The sequence below is a fragment of the Nocardioides pocheonensis genome (assembly GCF_003725535.1).
GTDB classification, from domain to species: domain Bacteria; phylum Actinomycetota; class Actinomycetes; order Propionibacteriales; family Nocardioidaceae; genus Marmoricola; species Marmoricola pocheonensis.
Map to the genome: position 1 here is coordinate 60,094 of NZ_RJSF01000003.1, position 18,973 is coordinate 79,066.

The following is an 18,973-nucleotide window of genomic DNA, read 5'->3' on the forward strand; positions in this document are numbered from 1 at the left end:
CAGTGAGGCAGGTCGCCGTGGGGGCGATCTGAACGCGGGGGAAGAACGTGGTTGTGTCTGCGAAATCAGAGTGGGGTCTGTTCCGCGCTGCGGCGATCGCCTGTGCGGTGGCCGGTGCGGCCCTGGCGGTGTTCGGTGTCGTCGACGTCGGCAGTGAGGTCGCCACGCGGGCGGTGGCCGACGGCAGCTTCGTGGTCTTCTCGACCTTCGCTGCGCTCGCCTGCTTCCGCGCTGCTCGGCTTGCGGTCGTGCGCAGGAGGCTTCCGTGGTGGTTGCTCGGTGGCGCCGCGACCTGCTACGCCGTGGGCAACGCCATCTGGTTCTACTACCAGGTGCTCTCGCCGGACACCCAGACCTTCCCGGGGCCAGCCGACGTGTTCTTCGTGCTCGTGGTCCCGTTCGCCGTCGGTGCGATGCTCACCTTGCCGAGCCGCCCGCTGTCGCCCGCGGCGCGCGCGCGTGCAGTCAGCGATGGGCTGATCGTCGGTGCTGCGCTGCTGTTCCTCAGCTGGATCCTCGTCGTCGGACCGTTGTTCGGGCAGCTGGGTGAGGTCAGCAGGACCTACCTGACCGTGTACTCGTACTACCCGTTGACCGACATCGTGGTCATCTCCATCGCGAGCGGGCTCGCCGTGCGCGCAACAGGGCGTGAGCGGCTGCCGATGCTCCTGGTCGCTGCCGGCTTCGTCGCGATCGCGTGCGCCGACACCGGGATCAGCTATCTCGCGCTCCAGGGCAAGGACGCCGCAGGCAGCGGACTCGACCTGGGCTGGACCTTCGGCTACATGTTGCTCGGTCTGGCAGCGCTGACCCCAGCGTGGAACGAGTCCGTCGACGACCGTGTCGACCCACGGGCTCTGGTCCGGGAGGTGCTGCCCTACGTGCCCGTCGGGATCATCCTGCTGGTCACCGCGTTCGAACCCGGCAGGCTGAGCGACAAGGTGCTGGTGGGGATCCTGGCAGCGGTCCTGGTCCTGCTCGTCATCCGGCACATGCTCACCCTCGCGGACAACATCCGGCTGACTGGTGGACTCGAGGATCTGGTGCGTGAGCGCACCCACGAGCTCGAGCAGCTCACCCACCGCCACAAGTCCATCCTCGACGGCGCCGGTGACGGCATCGTCGGGCTCGACCGCTCGGGTCAGGTGACCTTCGCCAACCCGGCGGCGGCTGCGCTGCTGGGTCGGTCCGGCGACGAGCTGGTCGGTTCTTCGTTCCACGAGATCACCCGGCCCCGCGGCACCGACGCCAATCTCGTTCCGGTCGACCTCGACCCGATCGCCGCCGCGATGTCGGAGGGTCAGGCGCGGGTCGTCGCCGACGGCACCTTCCACAGGAGTGCGAGCGCCGACTTCCCCGTCGAGCTCACGATCTCGCCGGTGGGCGGCGATCGGGTGACCGGAGCCGTCGTGATGTTCCGCGACGTGACCGAGCGGCGGGCGGTCGACCGGATGAAGGACGAGTTCGTCTCGGTGGTCAGTCATGAGCTGCGCACCCCGTTGACCTCGCTCCGCGGCGCCCTCGGGCTGCTCCAGGGTGGCCTGCTGCGCGATGTCGAGCCGAAGGCTCAGCGGATGGTGCACATCGCCGTCGATTCCACGGACCGGCTGATCCGGTTGATCAACGACATCCTCGACGTCGAGCGGATCGCCGCGGGCAAGCTCAGCCTGCACCGCGAGATGCTGCCGGCGGGAGACCTCCTCGACCGGGCTGTCGGCGAGATGCGCGGGCTCGCCGCCCAGAACCACGTGCGAGTCGAGCGTGGCGTCGCCGACGGGACCGTCGACGCGGACGCCGACCGTCTCGTGCAGACGGTGGCGAACCTCCTCTCCAACGCGATCAAGTTCTCGCCGAGCGGCGGCACCGTCCTGGTCAGCGCGGTCGAGCGCGGCAACGATGTTCTGTTCAGCGTCAGCGACGAGGGCGTCGGCATCCCGGCGGACCACCACGAGGCCGTCTTCGGACGGTTCGCCCAGCTGGACGGCTCGGACACCCGCGAGCAGCAGGGATCCGGGCTCGGTCTGGCGATCTGTCGCGGCATCGTCGAGCAGCACGGCGGCAGGATCTGGGTGTCGGGCGACAGCGTCCCTGGCACCACCATCTGCTTCACGCTCCCGAAGGGCGAGCGCGCCGCCGTCGCGCCGTCGTACGACGACCCGTCGGTGGCGACGGTCCTCGTGTGCGAGGACGATGCGGACACCCGGGCCGTGATCGGCGAGCTGCTCGCCGCGCACGGCTATCGCGTGGTCGGCGCCGCCTCGGGAGAAGAGGCGCTGGCGCTCGCCGCCGAGAATCCGCCGGATGCAGTGCTGATGGACCTGACCCTGCCCGGGATCGACGGTTGGGCGACGGTCGGCGCTCTTCGCTCCCTCGACCTGACCCGGCACGTGCCCGTGCTCATCGTCAGTGGCACCGATCCCGGACGGGCGCCCGTCGACGTCGAGGCCTGGCTGACCAAGCCCCTGGACCTGTCGGGGCTCCTGTCAGCCGTGGGCGCCGCTGTCGCCGATGGGGCAGCCCGCCCGCGGGTCCTCGTCGTCGAGGACGACCCGGCGCTTGCGCAGGTGCTGGCGGCACTGTTCGCCAAGCACGGCGTGAAGGCGGTCCACGCGAGCACCGCAACGGGCGCCCTCAGGCTGAGCCGTGACCTGGCTCCGGATCTGTTGCTCCTGGACCTGTTGCTGCCCGACAGCGACGGGTTCGCCCTGGTCGACTGGTTCCGCGAGGACCCACGACTGTGCCGAGTCCCGCTGGTCGTCTACAGCGCGCTCGAGCTGGACGATGCGGAGAAGGCGCGGTTGCGCCTGGGCCCTTCGGAGTTCTTCACCAAGACCAGGACCAATCCCGAGGATGTCGAGCGCCAAGTCATGGAGTTGCTGGACACGATGATCGTCGGAGCCGTCCGGTGACCCGCCGGGTGCTGGTCGTCGACGACGACGACGCCATCCGCGAGGTCGCCCAGATGGCTCTGGAGCTCGTGGCGGGCTGGAAGGTCGAGCTGGCCGCCAGCGGGGAGGAGGCTCTGGAGATCAGTGCCGCCGATCCTCCCGACGCCGTGTTGCTCGACGTGATGATGCCCTCGATGGACGGTCCCGCTGTGTTCGCCCGGCTCCAGGCGGACCCGCGCACCCACGGCGTACCCGTGGTGCTGCTGACCGCCAAGGTGCAGCCGGCGGAGCGCCGCCGCTGGGACGGGCTCGGCGTGGCCGGTGTCCTCACCAAGCCGTTCGACCCGCTCCGCCTGGCCGAGGACGTGGCGCAGCTCCTGGGGTGGGAAGAATGAGCGGCGGTACGGAGCGCATCGACGCGCGCGAGATCCGGGCGCGCCTGGACGCCATCTACGAGCACTTCCGGCAGTCCTTCGCCGAGAGCCTGGACACGATCGACGAGGCCACCCATCACCTCGAGACCGGTGCCCTCGACGACAAGGAGCGCAGTGCCGCCGAAAGGGCCGCCCACCGGATCGTCGGAGCGGCGGAGACCGTCGGCTTCCCGGAGGCCACCGCGCCTGCACGGCGGCTCGAGAACGCCTTCGGCCTCGGCGAGGTCCGTCCGGAAAAGGTGGCCCGCCTCCGGACCGACGCCGCCGCACTGCAGGAGATCCTCCTGGGAGACGAGCGCCGCTGCTCCTGATCCTCCTCCACGAGGAGTCGCTCGCGACAGGCAGGCAGGGGCGGTCGCCGGTACGATGGCCGGCGCGCCGCCGATCCCCACCGACGGCGAACGCACGCCGGTGTAGCTCAGTAGGTAGAGCGCCTCACTTGTAATGAGGATGTCGCGGGTTCGACTCCTGTCACCGGCTCCGAGGTGAAGTCGCTGGTCAGACGGCCTTTGCCGCGGTGCTCTCAGAGCAGCAGCGCGGCCGCTCCGAGGCCGGAGAGCACGAGCGCTGCCCGTTCGAACTGGGCCTGGTCGATGCGCCGCACCGTTGCCAGCCCGATCAAGACCCCGAGGCCGAGTGCTGGGACGAGCAGGGCGTCGACGATGAGGCTGTCGCCGGAGACCAGGTCAAGGCTTGCGCTGAAGGGCAGCTTGGCGGCGTTGACCAGCAGATAGAACCAGGCCGACGTGCCGAGGAACTCGAGCATCGGCAGGCCGGCCGCGAGCAGATAGAGCGTCGTCACGGGTCCGGCTGCGTTGGCGGTCATCGTCGCGAACCCAGCAGCGCCGCCGGCAGCCAGGGTGATCGCAGGGCTGGACTTGCGGGGGCCGGACTGCGCGCCAGCCGAACGTCGCGTCCAGAGCTGGAGCGCAGTCATCGCGAGCAGGATGGCACCGATGGTCCGTCGCATCACGGTGTCGTCTGCGATCGCCAGGAACCAGACGCCGAGCAGGAGCCCTGGCAGGACGCCCGGCAGAAGTCGCATCAGGACCGCCCGGTCGGCGTGGCGGTGGTACACCGTCACGGCCACGATGTCTCCGACGAGCAGCAACGGGAGCAGGGCTCCGGTCGAGTTCCTGGCGGGCACGGCAGCGGCGAACGCCACCACGGCCAGGGCGCCGACGCCGCCGACGGCGGTCTTGGCGAAGCCCACGGCGATCGCGCCGACCACGAGCAGCAACCAAGCAGCGACGCCGAGGTCGGCAAGGTGCATCTCAGGTCACGCGCTCGGTGCCGGACCGGTCGAGCTGCGCACTTTGAGCTCCGGCTCCAGGACCATCTCGCGGTCGGCGACCTTGCGTCCCTCACACCGCGCGACGATGCGCTCGACAGCGAGGCGCGCCAGTTCCTGCGGGACCTGCTGGACGCTGGTGAGGTCGACCTCAGGACTGCGTGCCAGAGCACTGTCGTCGAAGCCGATGATCGACATGTCACCTGGCACGTCGATTCCGTGCTGCGCAAGGACACTCATGGCCGCGGCCGCGATGTCATCGTTGAAGGCGACCAGTGCGGTTGGAAGCTCAGTGTTCTCGTCGAGCAGCGCCCGAGCAGCTCGCTGGCCGTCGAGCTGGTCCTCACCTGCACACTCGATGATCCGGACTTCGTGATCGAGTCCTACGTCGCGCATGGCGGCGACATAGGCGTCTCGCCGCGCGATGGCGACCAGGCCGTCGCCGCCCTGCAGGTGCGCGATCCGGCGGTGGCCCAGCTCGACGAGATGGCGGACCGCGAGGTTGAGACCGTGCTCGTCGGAGGTCCTCACGATGTCGACGTCTGGCTGGTCGACGTGCCAGCCGATCACCGTGAGCGGCACCTGCCCTGCGAGCATCGGTTCGGCCACGGGCGGACCCAGCATCACCAACGCGTCGAACCTGAAGTCGTTGAGTGAGGAAAGTGCCCGGGCCTCATCCCGGCTGCTGGTGAGAGCGCTGAGAACGAGCTCCCATCCGCGTTCCTCGGCGGCAGCGTAGAGGCCGTCGATCAGCTCGAAGTGGAAGCGACCGGCCCGGCCGAACAGCACGCCGATGAGGTGCGGCTTCAGACTCGCCAGCGACCTCGCCCGGACGTCCGGCCGGTAACCCAGATCCTCCGCAGCCGCGAGCACGCGGCGTCGGCTCGCCTCGCTCGCGCCTGGAGCCTCCCGCATGACGATCGACGCCAGCGCCGTCGAGACTCCCGCTCTCTTGGCGACGTCAGCGAGCGTCACTCGGCGACCCGACCAGGGTTGCTCCGCCACTGCACCTCCTCTGCTGAGTTGCCGCCAGCCAGTGGTACGGCGGGGCCGCGCCATCGTACTGGTAGCGGTTTGCCGACGAGAGCGACTATAGCGCTCTAGGGAAGTGGTACTAGAGCGCTTTAAAAAGTCCTGACAAAGTATTGACATGCGAAAAGCCGGTGATGTTGTCTTGTGACCGGCGCCACACGGCGTCTCAGTCAGATCCAGAGCCGCCCCGTCCGTGGACGCGGGATGGAGTTCCTAGGAAAGGGAGCAACTCGTGTTGAACACCACCGGAAAGAAGGCGGTTCGATCCGCCATGGTGGCCGTCTCGGTCGGCGCCCTCATCACCGTCTCAGCCTGTAGCAGCAGCTCGGACAAGACCGCCAACGGCGACACCAAGGCGGCCTCGTCGGGCAAGGGTCCGGCAATCTTCGTGGTCGGCGGCAAGGCCGACGACCCGTTCTGGTCCAGGGTCAAGCGCGGCGCCGACGACGCCGCCAAGGTCGTCAAGTCGGGCGGCGGCAGTGTGACGTGGCTGGCGCCGAAGAACTACGACAACCTCGGCCCGGACGCTGCGAAACTGATCCAGACGGCGATGAGCCAAGGTGCCGACGGTGTCGTCGGTCCCGACTGGGTACCTGAGGCGGAGGACGCGGCCTTCAAGCAGGTCGTCAGCGGCAAGAAGCCCCTCGTGATCTACAACGCCGGTGGCATCGACGCCGCCAACAGCCTTGGCGCGCTGAACTACTTCGGCAGTGACGAGGCGACCGCGGGCAAGGCCGGAGGTGAGTTCTTCGGCAAGGACGGTGAGAAGAACGTCCTCTGCGTCAACACGCTTCCAGGCGCCGCCAACACCGAGGCTCGGTGCAAGGGCATCGCGGACGGCATCGGGGAGAACGGTGGCAAGAGCTCGCAGCTCCCGCTGCCCTCGTCGAAGTTCGGTGACCCGACCGCCGTCGCCCAGGCCATCAAGGCTGCACTCCTCAAGGACAGCTCGATCGACGGTGTGGTGACGATCGGCACGGGCGACGCGAACGCCGCCGCCAGCGCCATCGAACAGGGCGGCTTGGCCGACAAGGTCAAGCTGGGCACCTTCGACCTCGACGACACGCAGCTGGGCCGAATCCAGAGCGGCAAGCAGTTGTTCGCCATCGACCAGCAGCCGTACATGCAGGGCTACCTCGCCGTCTCGGCGCTCTACGCCTACATCCAGTGGGGCATCGAGCTTCCGCAGAAGCCGATCCTCACCGGGCCCGCGATCATCAGCAAGGACAACGTCGAGACCGCCGTCGCCGGCTCCAAGGCCGGCGTCCGCTGAGCCGACGGGTGGGTGCCGGACCCGGTTTCCGGCACCCACCTCAGCCCGAGACCACATCACAGCGAAGGCGGTTTGACCCATGACAGTCCAGGCCACGCAGCAGGCCGTGAGCAAAGGCGGCGGCCGGTCGCGGCGCACGGACGCGCCGGCAACCCTCAGCAACCTGATCCGCCGACCCGAGTCCGGGTCGCTGATCGCCACGATCGCGATCTTCATCTTCTTCGCGATCTTCGGTGGCGCGAAGTTCACCGCTCAAAGCGGCACGGCCACCTGGCTGAACCCCGCCGCAGAGCTGGGCATCATCGCCATCCCGGTCGGGCTGCTGATGATCGCCGGTGAGCTCGACCTGTCGGTCGGGTCGGTGCTCGCTGCCAGCTCGATGACCCTCGCCATCGTCTCCGGCCACTGGGGGCAACCGATCATCGTCGGCATCGTGGTCGCGCTCGGGCTCGGGCTGGTGACCGGGTTCCTCAACGGCCTGATCGTCACCCGCACGCAGGTGCCGTCGTTCGTGGTCACGCTCGCCACCAACTTCGGGCTCGCCGGCCTGGCCCTCGGCCTGACCCGCGCGATCACCGGGTCGACCAGCGTCGCGCTCACGTCGGAGTCGTGGGCGAAGCACCTCTTCGGAAGCTACGTCAGCGGCAAGTTCGAGGTGGCGATCTTCTGGTGGATCGGGGTCATCGTCGTCGTCGGCTGGATCCTGCACGTCTCCAAGTACGGCAACTGGATCTTCGCAGTCGGCGGTGACCTGGTCAGCGCCCGCGCGACCGGGATCCCGACCGACCGGGTCAAGATCGCCCTGTTCATGGGCACCGCGTTCGGCGCCTCGCTCGTCGGCGTGATCCAGACGATCCTCTACAACTCTGCACAGGTGGCCAACGGCCAGGCCTTCATCTTCAACTCGATCATCGCCGTGGTCATCGGCGGTGTGCTGCTCACCGGTGGCTACGGCTCGGTGTTCGGCGTGATCTTCGGGACGCTCACGTTCGCGATCGTCGGTCAGGGCATCTACTACACCGGCTGGAACCCGGACTGGGCGAGCCTGTTCCTCGGCGTCCTGCTCCTGCTCGCGGTCCTGATGAACAACACGTTCCGACGAATGGCGCTGTCGTACGGCCCGCGCAAGAAGAAGGACTGAAGCCATGACCCAGAACTCGACCCAACCACTGCTCAAGCTGACCAACGTCTGCAAGACCTTCGGTACGACGGATGTCCTGACCGACATCAACCTCGAGGTCAACCCGGGTGAGGTGCTCTGCCTTCTCGGCGACAACGGCGCCGGGAAGTCGACGCTGATCAAGATCCTGTCCGGTTTCCATGAGCCGACTTCCGGTGTGATGGAGATCGACGGCACTCCGGTGAACTTCAAGTCGCCCCGGGACGCGAGCGAGCACGGCATCGCCACCGTCCACCAGTTCGGCGGGACCTTCCCGCTGATGACGATCGGACGCTCGTTCTTCGTCGGCGCCGAGCCCACCCGCGGCTGGGGTCCGTTCAAGCGGCTGGACAACAGGTTCGCCGGTGAGGTCGCAGTACGCGAGATGCAGAGCCTCGGCATCACGCGCGTCACCGAGGGCAGCCGCCTGGTCGGCGGCCTCTCCGGCGGCGAGCGACAGGCCCTCGCCATCGGCCGCGCGGTGTACTTCGGCGCCAATGTGCTGATCCTCGACGAACCCACGGCCGCCCTTGGGGTGAAGGAGGCCGCGCACGTCCTGCGGATCGTGATGCAGGCACGGCAGAAGGGTGTCGCGGTCATCCTCGTCACCCACAACGTCACCCACGCGATGACGGTCGGCGACCACTTCGCGGTGCTGATCCACGGCGCCCTTGCTGCCGACTTCCGCAAGGGCGAGCGCACGCGAGAGGAGATCACCGACCTGATGGCCGGCGGAGAGGCGATGGCCGAGCTCGAGGCCGAGCTCGAGGCCTACCAGGCCGCGCACCACGGTCATGTTCCTGATCCCGTCGAGCTCGAGCGGCTCGCGCAGTCGAAGTCGAACGACTGATCTCAGTCCGCCCCTCCACGAGAAAGCAAACTCCATGAGCAAGAACTCACTCGGCGTCGCCGTGATCGGCGCCGGAATGGTCGGCCGCGCCCACGCGGCGGGCTACCGCACCGCCAGCCAGCTCTACGACCTCGACCTGCCGGAGATCCGTCTGGTGGCGATCGCCGACGCGCACGAACCCTTCGCCGTCGACGGGGCCAAGCGGTTCGGCTACGAGCGCGCCGAGACGTCGTGGCAAGCGATCGTGGACGCACCTGACATCGACGTGGTCTCGGTGGCGATCGCCAACGAGCTCCATCGCCCGGTCGTCGAGGCCCTGCTGGCCGCCGGGAAGCACGTCCTCTGCGAGAAGCCGCTCGCACCCTCGGTCGAGGACGCCAAGGCGATGGTGGCCGCGGCCGAGGCGGCCGAGACCCAGTCCGGCGTGGGCTTCTCCTTCCGGCGTACACCGGGCATCAACGCCATCCGCGAACAGCTGGACAGCGGGGTCATCGGACCGGTACGGCACTTCAACGGCCACTACTGGTGCGACTACGCCCAGGCACCGAACAACCCGATGAGCTGGCGCTACAAGGGTGGCCCGGGCACCGGAGCGCTCGCCGACATCGGCAGCCACATGATTGACCTCGGTGAGTACCTCTGCGGTCCGATGACCAGCGTCGGCGGTGCGGTGTTCCAGACCTTCACCACCGAGCGTCCCGTCGCTCTTGGCGCCACGGTCGGACACGCGGCCGGTGCGGTCGGCGACACCATGGAGCCGGTGGAGAACGAGGACATCGTGACCTTCACGGCAACCTTCGCCCGAGGAGCAGTCGGGACGTTCTCGATCAGTCGGGTCGCCCACGGCCTGCCCAACGGGCTCGGGTTCGAAGTGTTCACCGCCGACGGCGCGGCTGCCTTCGACCTCAACCGGCCGGGGGAGTTCACCTTCGCCGACCAGGGCCCGGACGGGAAGACGAACGGGTTCCGCAGCGTCCTCATCGGCCCCCAGCACCCGGGGATCGACAAGGGCATCCCGATGGACTTCCCCTCGGTCGGCCACGGGCAGAACGACCTGTTCGCGTGGCAGAGCCGCGCGTTCCTCGACCAGGTGGCCGGCCTCGGCAAGCTTCCGCCGCTTCCCTCGCTGGCCCACGGTCTCCACAACATGGAGATCCAGGCCGCGGTCACCCAGTCCGCGCTCAACGGCGGCCAGGCCGTCACCCTCGCCTGACCCCAGTTCTCGACAACCCAGACTCCGAAAGGACCACCCCCATGAAGCTCGGCGCCTACACCGCCTGCCTGCACGACAAGACCCTCGAGGAGACGCTGTCGATCCTGCGCGACCTCGGACTGGACAGCGCCGAGATCAATGCCGGCGGGTTCATCGGAACCCCGCACATCCCGGTCGAGGAGCTGCTCGAGAGTGCCGAGGCGCGCGAGGAGTACCTCGCGATCTTCCCCAAGTACGGGATCGAGCTGACGGCGCTGAACTGCAACGGCAACCCGCTGCACCCGGACCCTGAGGTCACCCACGGCGATGACCTGAAGCGGACCATCAAGCTCGCCGGTCTGCTCGGCATCAAGACGGTCATCACGATGTCCGGCCTGCCCGCCGCCGAGCGCGGTGGCACGCGCCCTTCGTGGACGGTGATCCCGTGGGACAGCGTCTACAAGGAGACCCTGGACTACCAGTGGGACGAGGTCGCGGTGCCGTTCTGGAAGGAGATCCAGCAGCTCGCGGCGGAGCACGACGTGAACGTCGCGATCGAGATGCACCCGCACAACCTGGTCTTCAACCCGGCGACCCTGAAGCGACTGATCGAGCGCACCACGCCCGAGGGCGGTGTCAACCACGTCGGCGCCGAAATGGACCCGAGCCACCTCTTCTGGCAGCACATCGACCCGATCAAGGCGGTCGAGGACCTCGGTGACCTGGTGTTCTTCGCCGCGGCGAAGGACACCCTGATCCACGAGACCGCAGCCGTGAACGGCGTGCTCGACGACCGCTTCGAGTGGATCCCGGCCGACGAGCACCCGCTCGGCCTCGGCGGTCACTACACGGTCACCCGTTGGCCGGCCGTTCCTGGCTGGTCCTTCGTGGCCGTCGGCCGCGGTCACGACGTCGACTTCTGGGCGCGTTTCCTGACGGCGCTGCAAGAGCACACTCCGGTCCGCGCGGTGAACATCGAGCACGAAGACGCAACCTTCGGCCAGATCGAGGGCCTGGAGTACGCCGCCAACAACCTGATCAAGGGCGCCGAACAGGCCGGCCTCGCCGGCTGAGACAGCTCGCAGATCCTGACCTCGGTTCCGGCGCGGGTCTCGACCAGACCGCGCCGGGACCGACACCACCTGTTCCCAGACCGTTCCACGCGACACGTTCCGAAGAGAGGCCCCCCGTGAAGACCATCGAGCATTGGATCGCCGGCAAGTCCAGCCCCGGCAGCTCGGGCCGGACCGCTCCGGTCTTCAATCCCGCGACCGGCGGACAGCAGGCGGAGGTGGTGCTGGCCGATGCGGTCGACGTCTCGGCGGCGGTGGCCGCCGCGGCCGAAGCCTTCGAGACCTGGTCGCAGACGTCGGTCAGCCGGCGCACGAGTGTGCTGTTCGCGTTCCGTGAGCTGGTCAACGCCCATGCGAGTGAACTGGCCGAGCTGATCACCGACGAGCACGGAAAGGTGCTCTCCGATGCACTGGGCGAGGTCCAGCGTGGCCTCGAGGTGGTGGAGTTCGCGTGCGGCATCCCCTCGCTCTTGAAGGGCGACTACTCCGACCAGGTCTCGACCGGGGTGGATACCTACTCGTTCCGCGAGCCGTTGGGGGTCGTGGCGGGCATCACGCCGTTCAACTTCCCGGCGATGGTGCCGATGTGGATGTTCCCGGTCGCGATCGCGTGCGGCAACACGTTCATCCTCAAGCCCTCCGAGCGGGACCCGTCGGCGTCGGTGCTGATCGCCGAGCTCTGGCAGCGCGCGGGCCTGCCCGACGGGGTCTTCAACGTGGTCCACGGCGACAAGGTCGCGGTCGACGCGATCCTCGACTCGCCCGAGGTGGCGGCCGTCTCGTTCGTCGGTTCCACGCCGATCGCGAAGTACATCCACGAGCGGGCCTCCGCGACGGGGAAGCGGGTCCAGGCCCTCGGTGGGGCGAAGAACCACGCCATCGTGCTGCCGGATGCCGACATCGACTTCGCCGCCGACCACCTCGCCGCCGCGGCGTTCGGGTCCGCGGGTGAGCGGTGCATGGCGATCTCGGCTGCGGTCGCGGTCGGCAGCGCCGCGGACGCGGTCGTCGCCGCGGTCAACGACCGGGCCCGGGCGGTCAAGGTCGGGTCCGGGCGCGAACCCGGGGTCGAGATGGGCCCGGTGGTCACCCGCGCGGCACAGGAGCGGATCCAGGGTCTGATCGGCACCGGCGCCGCCCAGGGCGCGGACATCACCGTCGACGGCCGCGGCTACACCGTGCCCGGTCACGAGGACGGGTTCTTCGTAGGCCCCACGGTCATCGACAACGTCACCACCGACATGGACGTGTACCGCGAGGAGATCTTCGGGCCGGTGCTCTCCGTGGTCCGCTGCGACGACGTGGACGAGGCGATCGCGATGATCAACGCCAACCCCTACGGCAACGGCACCGCGATCTTCACCTCGAGCGGCGAGGCGGCGCGACGGTTCCAGCGGGGTGTGCACGTCGGGATGATCGGCATCAACGTGCCGGTCCCGGTGCCGATGGCCTACTACTCCTTCGGCGGCTGGAAGGACTCCCTGTTCGGCGACAAGCACATCCACGGACCTGAAGGCGTCTCCTTCTACACCCGCGCCAAGGTCATCACCGCACGCTGGCCGCGCCGCGAGCTCGCCAGCGACGCCAGCTTCCACTTCCCCACCTCGAAGTGACAGGGGACCACTGATGAAGATCGCGCTCGACCCGTACATGTTCCGCACGACCCCGTTGCTGGAGCTGCCGGCGCTGGTGGCGGACCTGGGCTATGAGTTCATCGAGCTGTCGCCGCGGGAGGACTTCACGCCCTTCTTCCTGCACCCGCGTGCGGACGACGCCACCGTGAAGGCGTTCAAGAAGGCGCTCGACGCGGCGGGGGTGGCGATCGCCTCGCACCTGCCGCTGTACCGGTGGTCGGGGCCCGACGAGGACGAGCGGCAGGCCGCGGTGCGGTACTGGAAGCGGGCCATCCAGATCACCGTCGACCTGGACTGCCGGGTGATGAACTCGGAGTTCAACGGCCGTCCCGAGCAGGCGTCCCGGAGTGAGGCGCAGTTCTGGCGGTCGATGGAGGAGCTGTTGCCGGTCTTCGAGCGCGAGGGCGTGGAGCTGCGGCTGGAGCCGCATCCGGACGACTTCGTCGAGGACGGCCTGGTCGCGGTGGACATGATCCGCGGGATCAACAGCCCGCTGGTCTCCTTCCTCTACTGCGCGCCGCACACGTTCCACATGGGCGGCAACATGGTCGAGATCATGGAGTACGCCGGGCCGCTGATGACCCAGCTGCACCTCGCCGACTCCTTCGACCACACCGCCTCGTCCGGTCTGCGCTACATCACCAACCCGCCGGGCAACCCGATCCGGGTGCACCAGCACCTCGACATCGGCCAGGGCGAGGTGAAGTGGGACCTGTTCTTCGAGACCCTCGGCCGGCTCGGGTTCGGTGACAGCGACCGCAACATCATGACCTCGTGCGTCTTCGCCTGGGAGGACCGGGCTCGGGACTCGAGCCTGTTCATGCGCGAGACCATCGACAAGTACGTGAGCTCGTGGTGAGCGCCTCCCTCGAGCTGCTCACCGTGGGCCGGGTCGGAGTGGACCTCTACCCGCTGCAGGACGGCCCGCTCAAGGACGTGAGCACGTTCGGCAAGTTCCTCGGAGGCACCGCGACCAATGTCGCGGTCGGCGCGGCCCGGCTGGGCCGGCGTACCGGGGTGCTGACGAAGGTCGGCGCGGACGGCTTCGGAGACTACGTCCGCGAGGCCCTCGCCGGCTTCGGGGTCGACTCCGCGTTCGTGGGGACCGCCCGCGGGTTGAACACCCCGGTGGTCTTCTGCGAGCTGAACCCGCCCGAGGACCCGCCACTGCTGTTCTACCGCAGCCCGATCGCACCTGACCTGACCTTGGAGAAGGACGACGTGCCCTGGGACCTGGTGGCGGACGTCCCCGTGCTGTGGATGACCGGCACCGGGGTGAGCGTGGAGCCGTCGCGCACCACCCACCTCGAGATGCTGGAGCACCGCGGCCGGCCCGACCCCGGTGCTGGCCGCTGGACCTGCGTGGACCTGGACTGGCGGCCGATGTTCTGGCCCTCTCCTGAGGATGCCCGCGCCGAGTACGACCAGCTGCTCGACCACGCGACCGTCGTGGTCGGCAACCGGGCGGAGGTCGAGGTCGCCGTCGGCACCGCCGACCCGCACGAGGCCGCCGACCGGCTGATCGACCGCGGCGTCGAGCTCGCCCTGGTCAAGATGGGCGCAGCCGGTGTCCTGGTCGCCACCCCTGACTCGGCGACCGTCGTCCCGCCGCACCCGGTGACGGTGGTCTGCGGGCTCGGCGCCGGCGACGCCTTCGGCGGGGCCCTCGTGCACGGCCTGCTGTCCGGGTGGGACCCGGTCCGGATCGCCGAGCACGCGAACGCGGCCGGCGCGATCGTCGCCTCCCGGCTCGCCTGTGCCGATGCCATGCCCACCTCCGACGAGCTCGAATCCCTCGTCGCCACCGCCCCAGCCATCCCAGGAGCACTCTGATGACCACCGACATCGCCGTGGAACGCGGCGGTCCGGACCTGACCGACGAGCAGTGGCTGCGGCTGCTGGAGGTGCGGGCGACCGACCCGGCCGCCGTCGGTCGCGCCTACGCCGCCCGGCGACGCCCGGACCGGATCCTGTCCGAGCGGGGCACGCTGTTCCTGGTCGCTGCGGACCATCCGGCCCGGGGTGCGCTGGCCTCGGGCGGCGACCCGATGGCGATGGCCGACCGGCGCTCGTTGCTCGCGCGGCTGCTGGTCGCGCTGGAGAACCCGGACGTCGACGGTGTGCTCGGCACCCCCGACGTCGTCGAGGAGCTGCTGCTGCTCGGCGCCCTGGAGGGCAAGGTCGTCATCGGCTCGATGAACCGCGGCGGACTGGACGGCGCGAGCTGGACGATGGACGACCGGTTCACCGGCTACGACGCGGAGAGCATCGCCGCGAGCAAGCTCGAGGGCGGCAAGATGCTGCTGCGCATCGACGACCGGGACCCCTCGACCGCGGGCACCATCGAGGGTTGCGCGGCCGCCGTCAGCCAGCTCGCCGCACGCGGTCTGGTGGCGATGGTCGAGCCACTGCCCTACCACCGCAGCGAGGACGGCACGCTCACCCTCCTCAAGGACGCCAAGTCCCTGGCTCGTGCCGTCACCGTCGCCAGCGGGCTGGGCACCACCAGCGCCCACACCTGGTTGAAGATGCCGTCGTGCGAGGACCCGCAGACCGTGTTCGCCGCCACCACGCTGCCCTGCGTGGTCCTCGGCGGCGTCCCCGGCCCCGACCCCGCCGAGGACCTGGCGTCCTGGGGACAGGCACTGACCCAGCCCACGGTGCGTGGGCTCGTGGTGGGCAGATCGCTGCTCTACCCACCCGATGGGGACGTCGGTGCAGCGGTTGCCGCCGCGGCCAGCGTGCTCCGTACCGCTGCTGGCTCCAACCCGCGCCGATGACGGTGCACCGACCCTGGGCCGGGGGTGAGGTCGCGGACGTGTCCAGAGGCACGGTCATCGATCTCACCCCTGGCGACGCCGGCTGGGACTGGACCGGGCTGAAGGTCCTCTGGCTTCCCGCAGGCGAGCCTCGGGTGGTGCGGACCGGCGAGTCGGAGGCGTTCGTGCTGCCGTTGTCCGGGTCGCTGACCGTCGAGGTCACGGGCGAGTTCGGCGGACCGCTCGCGACCTTCGAGCTGGCGGGTCGCGAGTCGGTGTTCACCGCGGTCACCGACTTCGCGTACGTCGGCCGGGGCAGCGTCGTGACGCTGCGCAGCGTGACCGGCGCCGAAGTCGCGATGCCGTCGGCGCGGTGCACGCGAGCGCTCCCGCCCCGGTACGGCGCGGCCGAGGACGTCCCGGTCGAGGTCCGCGGCGCCGGGAACGCGACCCGCCAGGTCACCAACTTCGGCGTACCCGGGGTCTGGGACCACGCCGAGAAGCTGATCTGCTGCGAGCTGATCACCCCGCCGGGCAACTGGTCGTCCTACCCGCCGCACAAGCACGACGCCTCCGAGCCGTGCCCGGTGGTCAACGAGGAGATCTACTACTACCGGATCGCCGGAGACGACCAGGTGACTCCCTCGCGCACGGGCTTCGGCTACCACCGCACCTACACCGGCGCCGAGCACGAAGCCGCCGGACTCGAGGCGATCGACGAGCTGATCGAGGTCCGCGACCACGACGTCGTGCTGGTCCCGCACGGATACCACGGGCCGTGCATCGCTGCGCCCGGCTACCCGATGTACTACCTCAACGTGATGGCGGGTCCGTCCGAGGGCCGGGCGCTGGCGTTCTGCGACGACTCCGCTCACGCGTGGGTACGCGAGACCTGGGCGACCATGGAGACCGACCCGCGCTGCCCGGTCACGGGTGCATCCGGCCGGCGAGACGACCTGATCTCCAGCTCGCGAGAGAGGCACAGCTGATGAACGCAGCGACGATCCGACTGACGACGGCGCAGGCGCTGGTGCGGTGGATGATCGCCCAGCGTTCGGAGCTTCTCGACGGCACCGAAGTCCCCTTGTTCCCCGGTGTGTTCGCGATCTTCGGGCACGGCAACGTCCTCGGCCTGGGCACCGCGTTGCACGACGTACGGGACCAGCTGCCGACCTGGCGGGGACAGAACGAGCAGGGGATGGCCCTCGCCGCGGTCGCCTACGCCCGCGCCGTGGATCGGCGTCAGGTGATGGCCGCGACCACCTCGGTCGGGCCCGGGGCACTGAACATGGTCACCGCCGCCGGGCTGGCCCACGCCAACCGGCTGCCCGTGCTGCTGCTGCCCGGCGACACGTTCACCGGCCGGGCCCCGGACCCGGTGCTGCAGCAGGTCGAGCACTTCGGTGACCCGACGGTGTCGGTGAACGATGCGTTCCGGCCGGTCTCGCGCTACTTCGACCGGATCACCCGGCCCGAGCAGCTGGTCGCGACGCTGCCGCAGGTGGCTCGGGTACTCACGGACCCGGCCGACTGCGGGCCGGTGACCCTGGCGCTGCCCCAGGACGTGCAGGCCGAGGAGCACGACTTCCCGGCCGCGATGTTCGAGCCCCGACTGCACCGGGTGCCCCGGACCCGGCCCGACGTCGAGGACCTGGCCGCCGCGGCCGAGATCGTGCGAGCGGCCGAGCGGCCGCTGCTGGTGCTCGGCGGCGGCGTCCGCTACTCCGGCGCCGGAGCAGAGGCGCTCGCGTTCGCCGAGAAGCACCAGGTGCCGGTCGTCGAGACGGTCGCCGGCCGCACGCTGGTGCCGCACGACCACCCCCTGTACGGCGGAGCGCTCGGCATCATCGGCTCCACGAGCGCCAACGCCCTCGCTGCGCAGGCTGATGTCGTGCTCGCGGTGGGCGCCCGACTGCAGGACTTCACCACCTCCTCGTGGACCGGGTTCGCCGCCGGCGTGCGCCTCGTGTCGGTCAACGCGGCCCGGTTCGACGCGGTCAAGCACAACGCGCACACCGTGGTCGGCGACGCTCGCGAGACCCTCGCCGAGCTCACCGCGGCACTGGGGGAGTGGGCCGGCCCGTCGGAATGGGCGGCCCGCGCCGCACTCGAGAAGACGGCCTGGGACGCCCACGTCGACAGCCTTCGGGCTGGTGGCCACACCCCTGACGGCACCCTGACGTACGCCCAGGTCACCGGGATCGTCAACCACGCCAGCACGCCGGACGACTACGTTCTCGCGGCGTCCGGCGGCATGCCCGGCGAGCTGCACGGCGGCTGGCGCACCGGTGAGGTCAAGCACGGCGCGGGAGGCACCTCCGGCGCGACCATGGACCTCGAGTACGGCTTCTCCTGCATGGGCTACGAGGTGGTCGCGCCCTGGGGTGCAGCCATGGCCCGGCAGCTCACCCATCCCGGCGGCCTGGTCACCTCCATCTTCGGCGACGGCTCCTACCTGATGCTGAACTCCGAGATCTACTCCGCCGCGTTCTCCGGTCACCCCTACGTCGCGGTCGTCTGCGACAACGCCGGCTACGCCGTCATCCACCGGCTCCAGACCAACCAGGGCGCCGACGGGTTCAACAACCTGCTGGCCGACTCCCGTGGACCGGGCGCCGACGGCAGCATCACCGTCGACTTCGCCGCCCACGCCGCCGCCCTCGGCGCCCACGTCGAGGACGTCCGACACAGCAACGACCCCGGGGACCTCGAGGCCGCCTACGCCCGCGCCCGAGACGCCGCCCGGACGCAACGCCGCCCCGCCGTGGTCGTCTGCCGCGTCCACCACGCCGCCTGGACCGAGGCCGGAGCGTGGTGGGAGACCGGCGTGCCGGCCTCGCTCACCGGCCGAGCGTCGTACGACGAAGGCAAGGAACGCCAGATCCGCTGGCTCTGAGAAGGGTCCGGGGTCAGGCAGAGGGCCAGGGATGCGTGCCCCTCACGTGCCCCCGCTCATGCAGAACCGCCCCTACCTGGCCCTCAGCAACCAACCCGCTTCACGCTCAGAACAGGGTCCCCTGGCCGTCGTCCACTGGCCCGGATCGATCCTGTCATGAGGATGGCGCAGGTTCGACTCCTGCCACCGGCTCTGATGTGAAGTCCGAGGTCAGAGCCCTGCCACCGGTGGTTGAGCTTGCCGACACCACGTCCCTTGACCCGCTCGTGCCCCCGTCGTACCCACTCTCGCCGGTGGTTGAGGTGCGAGCGAAGAGAGCCTCGAAACTACCCCGTGCCCCATCACGGGCGAGCTGACCAGGACGTCGCTCAAGAGGTGAGGACCCCTTGCAGTTCGGTGGCTCCGCAGTCTTCGATGCGGTCTGATGCGTTGCACACCGTCGCAGTGAGGCCGGTGCACACCGCCCAGTAGGACGCGTACCCCGGACCTGCT

At 69.4% G+C, this 18,973-nt stretch carries 16 protein-coding genes and 1 tRNA gene; 15 read left to right on the forward strand and 2 right to left on the reverse strand.

What is annotated here, in order from left to right; all coding sequences use genetic code 11:
* Positions 1-53: 53 nt before the first annotated feature.
* The 4 genes from EFL26_RS00730 to EFL26_RS00745 all read left to right on the forward strand — a co-directional run bounded on the left by EFL26_RS00730 (position 54) and on the right by EFL26_RS00745 (position 3,802).
* On the forward strand, positions 54-2,909 hold the full coding sequence (locus tag EFL26_RS00730; RefSeq protein WP_148046586.1) for a response regulator: 2,856 nt from the start codon (positions 54-56) through the stop codon (positions 2,907-2,909).
* Positions 2,906-3,283: a response regulator gene (locus tag EFL26_RS00735; protein WP_123220971.1), complete on the forward strand. Its 378-nt coding sequence runs from the start codon at positions 2,906-2,908 to the stop codon at positions 3,281-3,283. Before EFL26_RS00730 ends, EFL26_RS00735 begins: the two co-directional genes overlap by 4 nt.
* Positions 3,280-3,633 (forward strand): Hpt domain-containing protein, encoded by a 354-nt coding sequence (locus EFL26_RS00740; RefSeq protein ID WP_123220972.1) that lies wholly within the window; start codon positions 3,280-3,282, stop codon positions 3,631-3,633. The genes EFL26_RS00735 and EFL26_RS00740 overlap by 4 nt, the downstream gene beginning before the upstream one ends.
* A 96-nt stretch (positions 3,634-3,729) precedes the next feature.
* Positions 3,730-3,802, forward strand: a tRNA-Thr gene (locus EFL26_RS00745).
* Positions 3,803-3,845: 43 nt separating this feature from the next.
* On the opposite strand, the gene EFL26_RS00750 is transcribed toward EFL26_RS00745, so the two are convergent.
* Positions 3,846-4,595, reverse strand: coding sequence for a sulfite exporter TauE/SafE family protein (locus EFL26_RS00750; protein ID WP_123220973.1), 750 nt, complete (start codon positions 4,593-4,595; stop codon positions 3,846-3,848).
* 6 nt (positions 4,596-4,601) lie between these two features.
* On the reverse strand, positions 4,602-5,618 hold the full coding sequence (locus tag EFL26_RS00755) for a LacI family DNA-binding transcriptional regulator (RefSeq protein WP_245999926.1): 1,017 nt from the start codon (positions 5,616-5,618) through the stop codon (positions 4,602-4,604).
* Positions 5,619-5,877: 259 nt separating this feature from the next.
* On the opposite strand from EFL26_RS00755, the gene EFL26_RS00760 reads away from it, so the two are divergent.
* The 11 genes from EFL26_RS00760 (at position 5,878) to iolD (ending at position 18,481) form a co-directional block, all read left to right on the forward strand.
* Positions 5,878-6,918: a sugar ABC transporter substrate-binding protein gene (locus EFL26_RS00760; RefSeq protein WP_221176785.1), complete on the forward strand. Its 1,041-nt coding sequence runs from the start codon at positions 5,878-5,880 to the stop codon at positions 6,916-6,918.
* Between the two features lie 79 nt (positions 6,919-6,997).
* Positions 6,998-8,059 carry an ABC transporter permease gene (locus EFL26_RS00765; RefSeq protein WP_123220976.1) on the forward strand — a complete coding sequence of 354 codons (1,062 nt, stop codon included), beginning with the start codon at positions 6,998-7,000 and terminating at the stop codon, positions 8,057-8,059.
* A 4-nt stretch (positions 8,060-8,063) separates the two neighbouring features.
* Positions 8,064-8,927: an ATP-binding cassette domain-containing protein gene (locus tag EFL26_RS00770; protein ID WP_123220977.1), complete on the forward strand. Its 864-nt coding sequence runs from the start codon at positions 8,064-8,066 to the stop codon at positions 8,925-8,927.
* 34 nt (positions 8,928-8,961) lie between these two features.
* The gene (locus EFL26_RS00775; RefSeq protein WP_123220978.1) at positions 8,962-10,140 is read left to right on the forward strand and encodes a Gfo/Idh/MocA family protein; all 1,179 of its coding nucleotides are present in this window, start codon (positions 8,962-8,964) and stop codon (positions 10,138-10,140) included.
* 41 nt (positions 10,141-10,181) lie between these two features.
* Complete coding sequence (locus EFL26_RS00780; protein ID WP_123220979.1) at positions 10,182-11,192, forward strand: sugar phosphate isomerase/epimerase family protein; 1,011 nt, start codon at positions 10,182-10,184, stop codon at positions 11,190-11,192.
* A gap of 116 nt (positions 11,193-11,308) precedes the next feature.
* Positions 11,309-12,805, forward strand: a complete 1,497-nt coding sequence (locus tag EFL26_RS00785; protein ID WP_123220980.1) for a CoA-acylating methylmalonate-semialdehyde dehydrogenase — start codon at positions 11,309-11,311, stop codon at positions 12,803-12,805.
* Between the two features lie 13 nt (positions 12,806-12,818).
* Complete coding sequence (locus EFL26_RS00790) at positions 12,819-13,685, forward strand: sugar phosphate isomerase/epimerase family protein (protein WP_123220981.1); 867 nt, start codon at positions 12,819-12,821, stop codon at positions 13,683-13,685.
* On the forward strand, positions 13,679-14,659 hold the full coding sequence (gene iolC / locus EFL26_RS00795) for a 5-dehydro-2-deoxygluconokinase (RefSeq protein WP_123220982.1): 981 nt from the start codon (positions 13,679-13,681) through the stop codon (positions 14,657-14,659). Before EFL26_RS00790 ends, iolC begins: the two co-directional genes overlap by 7 nt.
* On the forward strand, positions 14,659-15,606 hold the full coding sequence (locus EFL26_RS00800; protein ID WP_123220983.1) for a Cgl0159 family (beta/alpha)8-fold protein: 948 nt from the start codon (positions 14,659-14,661) through the stop codon (positions 15,604-15,606). Before iolC ends, EFL26_RS00800 begins: the two co-directional genes overlap by 1 nt.
* Positions 15,607-15,644: 38 nt before the next feature.
* Positions 15,645-16,574 carry a 5-deoxy-glucuronate isomerase gene (gene iolB / locus EFL26_RS00805; protein WP_245999928.1) on the forward strand — a complete coding sequence of 310 codons (930 nt, stop codon included), beginning with the start codon at positions 15,645-15,647 and terminating at the stop codon, positions 16,572-16,574.
* Positions 16,574-18,481: a 3D-(3,5/4)-trihydroxycyclohexane-1,2-dione acylhydrolase (decyclizing) gene (iolD, locus tag EFL26_RS00810; protein WP_221176786.1), complete on the forward strand. Its 1,908-nt coding sequence runs from the start codon at positions 16,574-16,576 to the stop codon at positions 18,479-18,481. The genes iolB and iolD overlap by 1 nt, the downstream gene beginning before the upstream one ends.
* The last annotated feature ends 492 nt before the right edge of the window (positions 18,482-18,973 follow it).

Coding starts and splice junctions, on each gene's coding strand:
- EFL26_RS00770 (WP_123220977.1), top strand. CDS start 8,064: ATGACCCAGAACTCGACCCAACCACTGCTCAAGCTGACCAACGTCTGC.
- EFL26_RS00780 (WP_123220979.1), top strand. CDS start 10,182: ATGAAGCTCGGCGCCTACACCGCCTGCCTGCACGACAAGACCCTCGAG.
- EFL26_RS00775 (WP_123220978.1), top strand. CDS start 8,962: ATGAGCAAGAACTCACTCGGCGTCGCCGTGATCGGCGCCGGAATGGTC.
- EFL26_RS00790 (WP_123220981.1), top strand. CDS start 12,819: ATGAAGATCGCGCTCGACCCGTACATGTTCCGCACGACCCCGTTGCTG.
- EFL26_RS00740 (WP_123220972.1), top strand. CDS start 3,280: ATGAGCGGCGGTACGGAGCGCATCGACGCGCGCGAGATCCGGGCGCGC.
- EFL26_RS00750 (WP_123220973.1), bottom strand. CDS start 4,595: ATGCACCTTGCCGACCTCGGCGTCGCTGCTTGGTTGCTGCTCGTGGTC.
- EFL26_RS00800 (WP_123220983.1), top strand. CDS start 14,659: ATGACCACCGACATCGCCGTGGAACGCGGCGGTCCGGACCTGACCGAC.
- EFL26_RS00765 (WP_123220976.1), top strand. CDS start 6,998: ATGACAGTCCAGGCCACGCAGCAGGCCGTGAGCAAAGGCGGCGGCCGG.
- iolD (WP_221176786.1), top strand. CDS start 16,574: ATGAACGCAGCGACGATCCGACTGACGACGGCGCAGGCGCTGGTGCGG.